This is a genomic window from Massilia sp. NP310 (assembly GCF_019443485.1).
Taxonomy (GTDB): domain Bacteria; phylum Pseudomonadota; class Gammaproteobacteria; order Burkholderiales; family Burkholderiaceae_D; genus Telluria; species Telluria timonae.
This window is the reverse complement of the sequence record NZ_CP080379.1, coordinates 3,234,808-3,247,998: the sequence shown is the minus strand read 5'-3', so window position 1 is coordinate 3,247,998 and position 13,191 is coordinate 3,234,808. Positions and strand designations below refer to the sequence as shown.

Here is a 13,191-nt window from a genome sequence, read left to right as displayed (position 1 = left end):
TAAAAGTAAATGATTTCAGCCGTGCGCCGGCCCTGGAGGTTTATACTATTTTTGTAAAACCGCCAACAACCAACAGGAGACAGTGTCTTGGCCAGGAAGGACGCAAGCGGCAACGGGTTGCACAGCGTGATGCGCAGGGATGCGCGCCATGGGTCTGCGGCCGGCCGGCCGGTGCTGTCCGAGGCGCGCGCCGTCCTGACCCACGAGGTGCTGGCCATCGACGAACGCGGGCGCCGCTCCGGCATCGCCATCCCCGCCGAACGGCCGCTGACGATCTACGTCGACCGGCGCGAGCTGGTCACCCTGATGACGCTGGGCGGCGCGCCCGAGGCGCTGGTGCTGGGCTACCTGCGCAACCAGCGCCTGGTGCGCGCGCTGGAAGACATCGTGTCGATCCAGGTCGACTGGTCGGTGGACGCGGTGGCCGTGGTCACGCGCCACGGCATCCAGGACGTCGAGGCGCGCACCGCGAAGAAGGTGGTCACCACCGGCTGCGGCCAGGGCTCGGTGTTCGGCGGGCTGATGGACGAAGTGGACCAGATCGCGCTGCCTGCCGACGCGCGCCTGGCGCAATCGAGCGTCTACCGCATCGTCGACACCATCCGCACCCAGCAGTCGGTGTACAAGCAGGCCGGCTCGGTGCACGGCTGCGCCCTGTTCACGGAGGGCGGCGAGCTGCTGTATTTTGTGGAGGACGTGGGCCGCCACAACGCGGTCGACGCCATCGCCGGCCTGATGTGGCTGGACGGCGTGGAGGGCGCCGACAAGGTGTTCTATACCACCGGCCGGCTCACGTCCGAGATGGTGATCAAGGGCGCCCAGATGGGCATTCCCTTCCTGCTGTCGCGCTCGGGCACGACGCAGATGGGCCAGATGATGGCCGAGCGGGTCGGCATGTCGCTGCTGGCGCGCTGCAGCGGGCGCCATTTCCTGCTGCTGGCCGGGCATGAACGCCTGGTGTTCGAGCCGCAGCTGCTGGATACGCCCTACGTTCGTCCCGACCTGCGCGATTAGATGGCCCTGCTGGACGCCACCGCGCACGCCTTCGCGCTGCTGTTCAGCGGCGACGCGGCCCTGTGGCACATCGTCTGGGTCTCGCTCAAGACCAGCCTGCTGGGGCTGATGCTGGCCATGCCGCCGGCGGTGCTGCTCGGCTACCTGATCGCCATGCACCGCTTTCCGGGGCGCCGCATCGCGGTCTGGCTGGCCCAGGCCGCGCTGTCGCTGCCCACCGTCCTGATCGGCCTGCTGCTCTACCTGATGCTGTCGCGGCGCGGGCCGCTGGGCGGGCTCGAATGGCTGTTCTCGCAGCCGGGCATCGTGCTGGGACAATGCATCATCGGCTTGCCGGTGCTGCTGGCCTTCACGCTGGCGGCGGTGCAGGCGCTCGACCCGCGCTACGCCGAGACCGCGCTCGCCCACGGCGCTTCGCGTGTGCGCGTGATGTTCACCGTGCTGCACGAGGCGCGCTACGGCGTGATGGCGGCCGTGATCAGCGGCTTCGGGCGCGTGATCTCGGAAGTCGGTTGCGCGCTGATGGTGGGCGGGAATATCGAGGGCGAGACGCGCACCATCACCACCGCGATCGCGCTCGAGACCAGCAAGGGCGAATTCGCCCAGGGCATCGCGCTGGGCATCGTGCTGGTGACCCTGGCGCTGCTGATGAACGGCGTGCTGGTGCTGCTGCAGGGCGAGGCGCACAACCCCGGGGCCCGGCTATGACGGCACTACTCACGGTGCACGGCCTGCGCAAGGCCTACGGCGAGCGCCTGCTGTTCGACGTCGCCCGGCTCAAGATCGAGAAGGGCGGCGCCTACGTGCTGACCGGCGCCAACGGCACCGGAAAAAGCACGCTGCTGCGCATGCTCGGCGGCCTGGAACGTTGCGACGCCTGCACGGTCGAATTCGAAGGCAGCCGCCTGCCGCTGTACCCGTATCCGCGCCAGCTGCGGCGCGGCATCGTCTACGTGCACCAGCACCCGATCATGTTCTCGACCAGCGTCGGCCACAACATCGCCTACGGCCTGCTGGCGCGCGGCGTGGACCGGCAACTGGTGCGCGGCCTGGTCGACGAGGCGATGGCCTGGGCCGGCGTGCTGCACCTGCGCGACAACGATCCTGCGCGCCTGTCGGGTGGCGAGAAGCAGCGCGTCGCGCTGGCGCGCGCGCGCGTGCTGCAGCCGCGCCTGTTGCTGCTGGACGAACCCACGGCCAACCTCGACGGCGCGGCGCGCGAGCAGGTGATCGGGCTGATCCCGACCCTGGTCGAGCAGGGGGCCAGCGTGGTGATGGCCTGCCATGACCGCGACCTGATCAACCTGCCCGGCGTGCGACGGCTCAAGCTGCGCGAGGGGCGATTGGAAGTACGCTGAACCACGTCCCATTACAACAAGGAGAAAGACCATGCAACGCCGTTCACTGCTCGCCGTCCTGCTGTGCGCCACCTTCGCCTCGCCTTCGCTGCTGGCGCAGGAGGTGATCAAGCTGTCCACCACCACCAGCACCGAGAACTCGGGCCTGCTCAAGCACCTGCTGCCGGTGTTCGAAGCCAAGACCAATACCAAGGTCCACGTGATCTCGGTCGGCACCGGCAAGGCGCTCGAACTGGCCAAAAACGGCGACGTCGACGTGACTCTGGTCCACGCGCGCGAGATGGAAGAAAAGTTTGTCGAAGAAGGCTGGGGCGTGGACCGGCGCGACGTGATGTACAACGACTTCATCGTGGTCGGCCCGGAATCCGACCCGGCGCGCATCAAGGGCTCGAAGGACGTGGTCGACGCCTTCAAGCGCATCGCCGGCGCGAACGTCAAGTTCATCTCGCGCGGCGACAACTCGGGCACCGACGTGATGGAAAAGGGCTACTGGCAGCGCGCCGCCGTCAAGCCGCAGGGCGCCAACTACGTGTCGGCCGGCCTGGGCATGGGAGAAGTGCTGAACATGGCCGCCGAGATGCGCGCCTACACGCTGACCGACCGCGCGACCTATGGCGCCTACAAGGCGAAGACGGGGCTGGCCATCGTGGTGGAAGGCGACAAGCGCATGTACAACCCCTACGGCATCATCGCGGTCAATCCCGCGAAGCACGCGGGCGTGAACTACAAGGGAGCGAAACAGCTGATCGAGTGGATCACCTCGCCCGAAGGGCAGGCGCGCATCGCCTCGTTCAAGCCGGCCGGCGAGCAGCTGTTCTTCGCGCCGCTGCGCTAAAAGCCTGTCAGCGCGCCGGGTCGTTCATGCCGGTCAGGCTGACCACCTGGCCGTCCTTGACCACGACGCCATCCTCGAGCACGAACGTCGAGGCGCCGTTGACGTCCGGGAGTTCGAGCTCGATCGTGTCGCCGCGCTGCACGAAGCTGCCGCGCGCCGCGCAGGTGCCGAACATCGGCGTCGGCTTGAGCCCGGACGCGTCGGCCAGCAGGAAGAAGAACAGGGTCTCGCAGCTGGCGCCGCGCCCGCCGCTGCTGGCCATCAGGATCGCCTCCTTGCCGCCCGAGAGCGTAAAGCTGCGCAGCGGGAACTGCCAGCCGGCGTCCTCGCCGCTGAACAAGACCCTGCCGCCCAGGGTGACGGCGCGGCTGCCGTCGGCATTCGTGCGGCGGTCGAGCAGGCCGGCGACGGTCGACAGCGAGGCCGGCAGGTTGTCGGCATTGCTGTCGACGAGGCCGCGCGCGGTGACGGCGGCGTCGTTCGCCCGCGCCGGCGCTTCGTCCTGATCGCGCTGCACCGTGACCGCGCGGCCGGCCTCGTCGACGTCGGGCGCGAGCATGGCGGCCAGCACGCCCAGGACGATGGCGGCGATGGTGATGCCGATCCCCCACTGCGACCACTTTCGCTGGACCCGGTTGAAGTGTTCCAGGCTGTCCCACTGCTTGTTCTTCCAGGCCATCTCGCGCCCCTTGAAGCCGAGCCAGAACGCCATGATCCAGCCGACATAGGGAACCATCGCCAGCAGCCCGATCCAGCTGCGGTTGCCGATCGCCCAGATCCAGTTGAGCAGGAAGGCGCCCCAGCTCCAGCCCTTTACTCCTTCCGGAATGCCGTCCGGGATGTCGCCATCCATGCGCGGCGCCGGCGCGGAAGGCTTGTCCAGGTTGACCGGGCTCGTGCCGGCGGCCTTGCCGCACACGGAGCAATAGGCGGCGTCGGGCGCCATCTGCGCGCCGCAATGTGAACAGAACATCGGAAGTCTTTCCTGCAGGTTAAAAAAACGGCGCCGCGAACTGCGCGGCGCCGCTGGACGATTATAACGATCGGCGCGGGTGGGAAACTAACTCTTTCCCACCGTGGCCGGGATCAGACCGATGGCGGATCGGTCTCGCGCGCGAACACGCGGTGCGCGCTCAGGGCCGTCTTGAAGGCGTCGAGCGCCGCGTCGGCATTGGCCGGGTCGCCCAGGATCAGTCCCGGATCGGCCGAACCGTCGGGCAGCTTCTGCGGGATCATGGCTTTCGTCAGCAGGTCGGAACCGCTGCCGTAGGCCAGGATCGGCTTGCCGTGACGGTACTGCTCGCGCAGGAATTCCAGCACCTGGGCATTCTTCGCCAGCGCCTCGGCGGCCGCGGCGCCGTCCGGCACGATCACGCCGTCATACATCACCGACGGCCCGGCCTCGACCGAGATCTCGACGTCGATCGGATCGCCATCGACCGCCGTCACCTTGCCCAGCATATTGCCGACCATGCGCGGCACGGCGCCGTCCTTGAGCAGGCTGGCGTATTGCTTCTTGACCGCCTTGTCGTCCACGCCGCTCGCGACCAGCACCGCGACGCGGCGGCCCTTGATGCCGACCTGGCCCGGGCGGCTCAGCAGCGACAGCGCGGGCGACGGCGGGTACGTTGGGATCGGCGCATCGGTCGCCAGCGGCAGCGGCTGCGGCACTTCCAGGCCCAGGCCCTCGGCCACGCGCGCCACCAGAACCGCGTCGACGTTCGCCAGCAGGGCCAGCGTGCGGATGCGCACCGCCGGCGTCTGCACCCGGGTCAGCTCGAAGCGGAAGGCGTTGACGATGTGGTTCTGCTCGGCCGGCGTCTGGCTTTGCCAGAACAGGCGCGCCTGCGAATAGTGGTCGGCGAACAGCTCGGGCTTGCCGCGCACCTTGTCCTCGCTGATGCGCTCGGGGAAGCTCATGAAGCCCATGCGGCCGGCCTGGAACGGACAGCCGCCGCCCAGCGAATTCGGCTCGTAGTTCACGCGGCCGCGGTTGATCGCCTGGCGGTGGAAGCCGTCGCGCTGGTTGTTCTGGATCTGCACGATCGGCGAGTTGATCGGGATCTCGTGGAAGTTCGGGCCGCCCAGGCGCGTGAGCTGGGTATCCTGATAGGAGAAGTTACGGCCTTGCAGCAGCGGATCGTTGGTGAAGTCGATGCCCGGCACCACGTGCGAGGTGCAGAACGCCACCTGCTCGGTCTCGGCGAAGAAGTTGTCGGGGTTGCGGTCCAGGACCAGCTTGCCGACAGGGCGCAGCGGCACCATTTCTTCCGGCACGATCTTGGTCGGGTCGAGCACGTCGAACGGGAAGCTGGCGGCCTGCTCTTCGGTGAAGATCTGCAGGCCCAGTTCGTACTCGGGGAAGTTGCCGGCTTCGATCGCTTCCCACAGGTCGCGCCGGTGGAAGTCGGGATCGGCGCCCGAGATGCGCACCGCCTCGTCCCACACCAGCGAGTGGGTGCCGGCCAGCGGCGTCCAGTGGAATTTCACGAAGCGCGATTCGCCCTGCGCGTTCACCAAGCGGAAGGTGTGCACCCCGAAGCCCTGCATGGTGCGGTAGCTGCGCGGGATGGCGCGGTCGGACATCGTCCACAGCAGCATGTGCGCGATCTCGGGCGACAGCGAGGCGAAGTCCCAGAAGGTGTCGTGGGCGGTGGCCGCCTGCGGCATGGCGTGGTGCGGTTCCGGCTTGGCGGCATGCACCAGGTCGGGGAACTTCATCGCGTCCTGGATGAAGAACACGGGGATATTGTTGCCGACCAGGTCCCAATTGCCTTCCTCGGTATAGAACTTGACGGCGAAGCCGCGCACGTCGCGCGCGGTATCGGTCGAGCCGCGCTCGCCGGCCACGGTCGAGAAGCGCACGAACACCGGGGTACGCTTGCCCTTCTTCGAGAACGGCACCGCCCGCGTCAGGTCGCTCAAGTCTTCATAGGCCTCGAAATAGCCATGGGCGGCCGAGCCGCGCGCATGCACCACGCGCTCGGGAATGCGCTCATGGTCGAAGTGCATGATCTTTTCGCGCAGGATGAAGTCTTCCAGCAGCGTCGGGCCGCGTAGGCCGGCCTTGAGCGAGTGCTGGTTGTCGGCGACCGGCACGCCCTGGTTGGTCGTCAGGTGGCGCTTGGCAGGGTCGACGCGCACGCGGTCGAGCGGGTCCGTGGTCGGGTTCTCGCCCTCCGGCGGATTGCCGTCGCCCACCTTGTCGTTGGCGATGATCTCGCTGGCGGTGCTGCCGGTGGCGGCATGCGTCGACGGCTTGAACTGCTCGCCTTCAGTCGGCGTGCGCGCCGCCTCGCCGTATTCGCTGGCCTTGGTGGCGTTATAGGGGCGGTCGGCCGCCAGTTCCTGCTCGGACGGGATCTTGTCGAGCAGGCGGTCGGCGACCGGGTTGCTGACACCCAGGCTCTTCGGTGGATCGGCGTCCGAGGGACCGGAAACGGTGCTCAGGATCGAGCCGGCGCCATCGACAGGGCTGGAATGGTTGGAAGTGGTCATTCTTGTCCTCGCTGGTTGTAGGGTTATGAAATAACCTCAACAACATAGCTCAGCAAGAAAACCTATCTCTGTGAGATGACACACACAATGCAATAAATGCATCAAATTATTTCTATCGGGTTGATAGTGGATGGCTATTGCAAGCTTGGTCCATGACCTGGCGCACCTCGAGCGAGCGCAGTCATTTGAGTACTGAAATACGAGGGAAGGCTGCTCTGGATGCCGGCGCATCGGGGGCGCCCGTGGGTTATTGCAATCGCGCCGATGGTTGCGCTGCAATGGCCCGCACCAGATTCGTCCGTGCGCGCTGTTCCAGCCGCGCGTGCAGGGCAGGCGTCGCGTAGACCCGTTCACGATCGAGAAATCTCTGCAGGATCGCCGTGCGCCTGCTCGCGTAGATATCCGGCGCAACCCAGGCGTACTCGGCGCGAATCTGGCGCTGGTACTCGGCAAAACGCGGCGGTGTGCCGCACCCAGGATCGCCAGGCCGACATCGACGAGAAGCGCGGCGTCGGCCGACGTTGGCGATGCGGTGTTGCAGGTCGCCATGATGAGGTCGTGGATGCGCCGGCAACATGGCGCGTCGAGGCCGGCCGTATCGAGCGCCTGCACGGCCCACTGCGCCGAGCGCGCTTCGTTATCGTGGTCATGCACGTCATACACAGCGTCGTGGAACCACAGCGCCAGTTCGACTTCATGGAGCTGCCGCGCCTCGGCGTGCAGTTCTTCGAACAGCGCGAGGCACTCCCCGAGATGCTGCAGCGTATGGTAGTGGCGCTGAGGTTCGCGCCAGGCAGCCAGCAGGCGCTCGAACTGGCCGGTGGGCAGCGCCAGGTGCAACTTCGTCCACAGCGCCTGCTAGTGCGTTTCAGTGTAAGGGTGCGCGATCATGGGCGATGGTTGTCAGTCATATTGTTCACGATGATAGCTGTTCGCTCCCATATCGCTGGTTTCTTCAGGCGGCGACCTCTCTAAACTGCACGTCGATCGCTTCACCCATCGCGCGCCACTCTCGGAAGCGCTCACGTAGTGTGCGTTGCTGTTCCACATTTTCCCGGACATTTACCACGTCGGCTTGCAATTCCAGGAAACCGGCGAAGAATTGTTCGATGAAACGGGGGCCATCGAGCAATTGGACCAGCTCCTCACGTTGCTTTTCGAAATTCTCGACCATCCTGCTCATGGCTTTCTGGAACTCCTCGCGACGCTTGGCTTGTTCCCAGCTATCCCACGCTTCCAGTGCCAGCCCGACGACGGCCAATGCACCGTTCACGCCCTTGGCGAGATTTGTCGCGCCCCATGGCTTAAACTTCAGCATCTTTCCAAGGTCAATGCCGATGTACTTGGCTGCGGTAACGATGCCGTCACGGGTCGCCAGTACGGTCGTGTTGTTGATCACCTTGCTCTTGACCAGATAGTCCAGGCCTTGCTTGCCGAACTGCGTGACGGTGGAATTGAAGTGATTGACTTCTGCGTCGAAGCCGATTTTCATATTGCTGATCTCCTGTGTGACGGATTTGAGCTGGCGCTCGAACTCGTTCTGCAGGCGCGTCGACACCATGATGCCGTTGCTGCCGACTTCCCGTTCGAAGAAATCGGAAAAGGTGTCCATATCGACGCCCTTGGCCTGGAGAATCAGGTCAGCGAAATAATCGATCACGAAGCTGCGCAGGCTCATGCGCACATCCGCGATCTGCGAATTGGCGCCGAGCAGCTGCTTTTGCAGCCGCACGCTCATGCTTTCCAGCTTGTCGACTTCGCTCGCGATCCGCTTGTCGTTGTCGATCGCAATCGGCAACTGCTTGGAGATCACGTCACGAATCACGCTCTTCTTGGTTTCGTCGACGATGGCCGGCGCACCGCCATTCGCCGCGATCTTTGCCGAAGTCGCGGCTTGCAGCAAGCTGATATGCGACAGCGCCTTGAATTGCTCGAGGTTCGAGAGCCAGTGCTCGGTTCCCAGGTCGAAGGGATTGGCGGCCACGCCGACGATCGACAACTGTGCCGCTTCATCGTCCCGCAGATTGATCAGTTCGGCCAGGCGGCTGCGCACATTGTCCTGCTTGACCGCCAGGTTCTGCGTGTACTCGCGTTCGTCCTCGACGTCCGCCACTTCATCGAAACGGCTCAGTACGAACACAGTGCGTGGCAGCAGGTTCAGCGTGCGGAACAACCACATCAGGTCATCCTGATGGCTTTGCTTGATTGGATTGGTCGGATCCATTACGTACAGGATCAGGTGCGCCTCACTGACGTATTTCTTGGTGATGTCCTTGTATTTCTCAAGGGCGTGCGTTTCCGCATTCACCTGTTCCTTGAATCCGAACAGGCCGGGCGTATCGATCAGCACGAAGTCCTGCTGGACCTCGTAGACGCGTACCTCGTTCGACGATTCCTGGTGACTGATCTTCATGGTGGATTTGTCGAGTTTTTCCATCCACGCGGCAGCGATCGACGTCTTGCCGTCGGAGAAACCTCCAACCAGCGCCACCTTGAGTTTTTCGCCCGCGACCGCCTTGGCCGCAGTGTCGAGCTTCTGCTGCACGCTGGGGTCGACCGGCACGCCGACTTGCGCACCCATCTGCAGGAAGTCTCCCAGCTTCTTCAATATCTCCAGCGATTTCGATTGTTGTGCCTTGAATGCACCCAACGTGTTTTCCATTACAGAGCCCCTGCGGTTTCGATTTTTTTAGAAAGGTTCTTGAGTTGACGTTCGGACTTGCCGAGCATCGTGACGATGCCGGCAATCTGGGCGGCCGGTTTGTCCAGTGCTGCTTTCAGGACCTCGATTTTCGGTTCGAGCTGCGGCAGGGCGGTGCCGAGGCTGTCGCGCAACGATTCGCGCAGCCTGTCGGTGATATCGTCGAGATTCGAATTGGCTGCTTTGCGCTGCTGCGATTTCTTGTAATCCGAACTGAAGAAGCCCATGACCGATTTGACCAAGCCGGCCAGCACAGTGATGGCGCCAAGCGCCAACACTACCCACCCAGCCGGGTTCCAGATCATGAGGACGCCGCCGACCACGGCACCCAGCAGGCCAGGAATATTGATGCCATTGTCGATATCGATCTTCAGATCGAGCCTGCTGCCAAGGCCAGTGATGCGAATGTTCCCATAGGCGTCCATCAGCTCGGCGGCGAAGGCCTGGAAGCGCTTGACGATATCGTCGATTTGTTCCTGGAACTTCTCGACTTCCTTTTGCATGAGGCCCGGCAGCTCGGCGATCAGCTTGGCTTGTTCGCTGGCGATGAAACGCTCGAGCGCCTCCTTGAAGTCGTCATTGCTGATGTCATCGTCGATCTCGGCGTAGATTTTCTTGCGCACGTTGTTGCTGAATCTCGAAATCGCACTCTCGCCTTGCGATTCGAGCCGCGTCTTGAGCGCGTCGAGCGCGGTATCGAGCTGCAACTGTGCCTGCTCGGCATCCTTTTTCAGTTCGTTTCCGAGTGGCTTGAACGATTCGCGCAAGGTCTTCGACACCTCGCCGATCGTGCCGCAGACAACCTGGTTTGCCTTGTTGTAGTTGGAATGGGTAATCTTGCGCTTGAAGTCCTTGACCAGATCCGTCAGCAGCAGCTCGCGAAACGTGGTCATGCCCGACCTGTCGAACAGCTCCTGTTGACTCAGCTTTGCCTGGAATTTGGCCTTATTGGTGGCGCTTTGCGAGTCGGGTACGAGGCATGACGCTGCAGCCAGGAAAGCCGGATAGGCGCTCAACTCGACCGCGCCGCGATATCGCTCGCCCAGCACTTCACTCATTCGTCGATCGAGATCTTGCAAACTGGCCTTCTCATCGTCGCTGGCAAGGCGACCTGATGTGAGCTGGATTGGATTCGTAATGCGCTTGTTATAAACGGTCCACACCTCGGTTTGCGCACCCAGGTGCTGCTTGATCTTTTCCAGCGTACCCGGCTGGCGGTCATCTCCTTTTTGCGGCGCAGCGGCCTTGTTGGTGACGTAGAAAACGGCGTGCGCTTTTTGTACGCCGGCCAAGATGGCGTCCATCACCCGAGTTTCCTTGCCTTCGATGCCGGGCACGTCGAGCAGAGCAAATTGCTGTTCGCCGTTCGAAAAATAGTAGGAGGTGGTATCGAGCGTGAAATCCGAGATGCCATTGCCGATGATGGCGCCGTCGGCGCGGCTTGCGAGAAGCGTCAGCGACGCTTCGGCTTCTTTCAGCGATCGTTCGCGGCCCTCATAAGTCTGCTGTGCTGCGCGTTGCTGCAGTTCTAAGATTGTGATTTCTTGTTGCTTGCTGGTTTCCGCACTCTGCAATTCCTTGTCCAGGATCGCGGCTTCTTTTTGTTCCGGCCGTTTGATGAGAAGATCGAGCATCTTCTGCCATACCGATGCCGTTTCTTTATGCTCAGCGATTTGCTGCCGTAACACCTTGACACGCTCGCGCTGAATGTAAGTCTGGCGGAAGAATCTATCGTCCAGTGCATCCAGGCTGGCTTGGCAGGCCGCACACGCTTGCGAGGCGTCTTCGACAGCATGGCGCATCTGCGCCAAATGTTCTGCGCTGATGCCGTATTTCTTCTGTAAGTCCGTAAATTCTTTCTGCTGCGCCAGCTTTCCGGGTTCGTTCAGCAGCATCCGCATGGTTTCAATAATAGTGGATTTGCCGGCATTCGTTTCGCCATAGAAGGCGATGGTGAACGTATCCCATTCGGCATTTTTGCTCAGCGACTCGATATTGCTGCGTAATTCCTTGCTGAGTTCGCTGAAAATCTGAACCGCCTTATCTTTTGCTTGCGAAGTGTCCTTATCCGCAGATAAGTCTTTCAAGCTTTGTAAAACAGTATTAACCTCTGATAAGACACTAATGTAAATATCTTTAGGTAGCTGCAAATCCATGGTGCATATCCCGTTCAAACAGCCTGATCGAACGGATATTTTATTTCCAAAACAAAAAAAATGCTAATTAGAAATTAAATTTCCAGATGGGGAAATGGCGGGAACTGGACGGGCTGTCAAGTGGCTACATCAAAATCACGTCGTACTGTTCCTGGTGATACCCCTTCTCGACCTGCAGCGAAATGCGCTTGCCGATGAAGTCGCCCAGCATGGCCAGATGCTGCGATTCTTCTTCCAGGAACAGGTCGACCACCTCCTGCGAGGCGACGATGCGGAATTCGCGCGGGTTGAACTGCTTGGCTTCGCGCAGCAGTTCGCGCAGGATCTCGTAGCAGATCGTGCGGCTGGTCTTCACCTGGCCCTTGCCCGAGCAGGCCGGGCAGGGTTCGCACAGGATGTGGGCCAGCGATTCGCGGGTGCGCTTCCTCGTCATCTCGACCAGGCCCAGGGCCGAGAAGCCGCTCACCGAGACCTTGGTGCGGTCGCGCGCCAGGGTTTTCTTGAGCTCGGCCAGCACCGCGTTGCGGTGCTCGTTGTTCTCCATGTCGATGAAGTCGAGGATGATGATGCCGCCCAGGTTGCGCAGGCGCAGCTGGCGCGCGATGGCGTGCGCCGCTTCCAGGTTGGTTTTGAAAATCGTGTCGGCAAAGTTGCGGCCGCCGACATAGCCGCCGGTGTTGACGTCGATGGTCGTCATCGCCTCGGTCTGGTCGACGATCAGGTAGCCGCCCGATTTCAGGTCCACGCGCCGGCCGAGGGCGCGCAGGATTTCCTCTTCCACGCCGTACAGGTCGAACAGCGGCCGCTCGCCGGTGTAGTGCGCCATGCGCGACAGCACGCTCGGGGTGTAGACCTGGGCGAATTCGGCCAGCTTGAGGAAGTTCTCGCGCGAGTCGACCTGGATGCTGGCCGTCTCGTCGTGCACGAAGTCGCGCAGCACGCGCTGGGCCAGGCTCAGGTCCTGGTACAGCAGGGTGGTGGGCGGCAGGGTGCGCGCGCCCTGCACGATGGCGCCCCAGGTCTTGCGCAGGTAGTCGACGTCGGCGGCGATGTCGTCGCTCGACGCTTCCTCGGCCATCGTGCGCACGATGTAGCCGCCTTTTTCCTCGGCCGGCAGCAGGCTTTGCAGGTGCGCGCGCAGGCGTTCGCGTTCGGCTTCCTTTTCGATCTTCTGCGAGATGCCGATGTGGTGGTCCTGCGGCAGGTACACCAGCATGCGGCCGGCGATCGAGATCTGGGTGGAGAGGCGCGCGCCCTTGGTGCCGATCGGGTCCTTGATGACCTGCACGGTCAGCACCTGGCCGTCGAACAGCAGTTTTTCGATCGGGGTAGGCGGGGCGTTGCCGCCGTCGTGGCTGCGCGCTTCCCAGATGTCGGCCACGTGGAGAAAAGCGGCGCGCTCCAGGCCGATGTCGATGAAGGCCGACTGCATCCCCGGCAGCACGCGCACCACCTTGCCCAGATAGACGTTCCCCGCCAACCCGCGCGTGAGCGTGCGCTCGATGTGCAGCTCCTGTACCGCGCCCTGCAAGACCAGCGCCACGCGCGTTTCCTGCGGTGTGATGTTGATGAGGATGTCTTCGTTCATGGACCCTGCCGTGCGTATTGTTCAGGGTGACATGATACACG

At 63.1% G+C, this 13,191-nt stretch carries 10 protein-coding genes; 5 read left to right on the top strand and 5 right to left on the bottom strand.

Translation table 11 applies throughout. The features are described from left to right. Nucleotides 1–129: 129 nt before the first annotated feature. The 4 genes from KY496_RS14260 to KY496_RS14245 are packed head-to-tail and all read left to right on the top strand — an operon-like array spanning nt 130 to nt 3,207. Complete coding sequence (locus KY496_RS14260) at nt 130–1,014, top strand: formate dehydrogenase accessory sulfurtransferase FdhD (RefSeq protein ID WP_219865113.1); 885 nt, start codon at nt 130–132, stop codon at nt 1,012–1,014. After that, complete coding sequence (locus KY496_RS14255) at nt 1,015–1,722, top strand: ABC transporter permease (RefSeq protein WP_219861189.1); 708 nt, start codon at nt 1,015–1,017, stop codon at nt 1,720–1,722. It abuts the gene before it with no gap. Further along, nucleotides 1,719–2,372, top strand: a complete 654-nt coding sequence (locus tag KY496_RS14250; protein ID WP_219861187.1) for an energy-coupling factor ABC transporter ATP-binding protein — start codon at nt 1,719–1,721, stop codon at nt 2,370–2,372. The genes KY496_RS14255 and KY496_RS14250 overlap by 4 nt, the downstream gene beginning before the upstream one ends. Nucleotides 2,373–2,403: 31 nt before the next feature. Further along, the gene (locus KY496_RS14245; RefSeq protein ID WP_219861185.1) at nt 2,404–3,207 is read left to right on the top strand and encodes an extracellular solute-binding protein; all 804 of its coding nucleotides are present in this window, start codon (nt 2,404–2,406) and stop codon (nt 3,205–3,207) included. Between the two features lie 7 nt (nt 3,208–3,214). Here the strand turns inward: KY496_RS14245 and KY496_RS14240 are convergent, their stop codons facing one another. Further along, nucleotides 3,215–4,180, bottom strand: coding sequence for a zinc ribbon domain-containing protein (locus KY496_RS14240; protein WP_005665514.1), 966 nt, complete (start codon nt 4,178–4,180; stop codon nt 3,215–3,217). 113 nt (nt 4,181–4,293) lie between these two features. Beyond that, nucleotides 4,294–6,705: a catalase gene (locus KY496_RS14235; RefSeq protein WP_219861183.1), complete on the bottom strand. Its 2,412-nt coding sequence runs from the start codon at nt 6,703–6,705 to the stop codon at nt 4,294–4,296. A gap of 462 nt (nt 6,706–7,167) precedes the next feature. On the opposite strand from KY496_RS14235, the gene KY496_RS14230 reads away from it, so the two are divergent. Continuing rightward, nucleotides 7,168–7,680, top strand: a complete 513-nt coding sequence (locus KY496_RS14230) for a hypothetical protein (RefSeq protein WP_219861181.1) — start codon at nt 7,168–7,170, stop codon at nt 7,678–7,680. On the opposite strand, the gene KY496_RS14225 is transcribed toward KY496_RS14230, so the two are convergent. The 3 genes from KY496_RS14225 to rng form a co-directional block, all read right to left on the bottom strand. After that, on the bottom strand, nt 7,661–9,367 hold the full coding sequence (locus KY496_RS14225) for a LeoA/HP0731 family dynamin-like GTPase (protein ID WP_219861179.1): 1,707 nt from the start codon (nt 9,365–9,367) through the stop codon (nt 7,661–7,663). The genes KY496_RS14230 and KY496_RS14225 overlap by 20 nt on opposite strands. Then, a complete protein-coding gene (locus KY496_RS14220) occupies nt 9,367–11,562 on the bottom strand; it encodes a hypothetical protein (RefSeq protein ID WP_219861177.1) in 2,196 nt (731 codons plus the stop codon). Before KY496_RS14220 ends, KY496_RS14225 begins: the two co-directional genes overlap by 1 nt. A gap of 124 nt (nt 11,563–11,686) precedes the next feature. Next, the gene (gene rng, locus KY496_RS14215; RefSeq protein ID WP_071361489.1) at nt 11,687–13,150 is read right to left on the bottom strand and encodes a ribonuclease G; all 1,464 of its coding nucleotides are present in this window, start codon (nt 13,148–13,150) and stop codon (nt 11,687–11,689) included. Nucleotides 13,151–13,191 lie beyond the last annotated feature (41 nt).

Bases quoted from the DNA above. Each gene is read 5' to 3' on its own strand.
- KY496_RS14260 (WP_219865113.1), top strand. From the start codon at position 130: ATGCGCAGGGATGCGCGCCATGGGTCTGCGGCCGGCCGGCCGGTGCTG.
- KY496_RS14255 (WP_219861189.1), top strand. From the start codon at position 1,015: ATGGCCCTGCTGGACGCCACCGCGCACGCCTTCGCGCTGCTGTTCAGC.
- KY496_RS14250 (WP_219861187.1), top strand. From the start codon at position 1,719: ATGACGGCACTACTCACGGTGCACGGCCTGCGCAAGGCCTACGGCGAG.
- KY496_RS14245 (WP_219861185.1), top strand. From the start codon at position 2,404: ATGCAACGCCGTTCACTGCTCGCCGTCCTGCTGTGCGCCACCTTCGCC.
- KY496_RS14240 (WP_005665514.1), bottom strand. From the start codon at position 4,180: ATGTTCTGTTCACATTGCGGCGCGCAGATGGCGCCCGACGCCGCCTAT.
- KY496_RS14235 (WP_219861183.1), bottom strand. From the start codon at position 6,705: ATGACCACTTCCAACCATTCCAGCCCTGTCGATGGCGCCGGCTCGATC.
- KY496_RS14225 (WP_219861179.1), bottom strand. From the start codon at position 9,367: ATGGAAAACACGTTGGGTGCATTCAAGGCACAACAATCGAAATCGCTG.
- KY496_RS14220 (WP_219861177.1), bottom strand. From the start codon at position 11,562: ATGGATTTGCAGCTACCTAAAGATATTTACATTAGTGTCTTATCAGAG.
- rng (WP_071361489.1), bottom strand. From the start codon at position 13,150: ATGAACGAAGACATCCTCATCAACATCACACCGCAGGAAACGCGCGTG.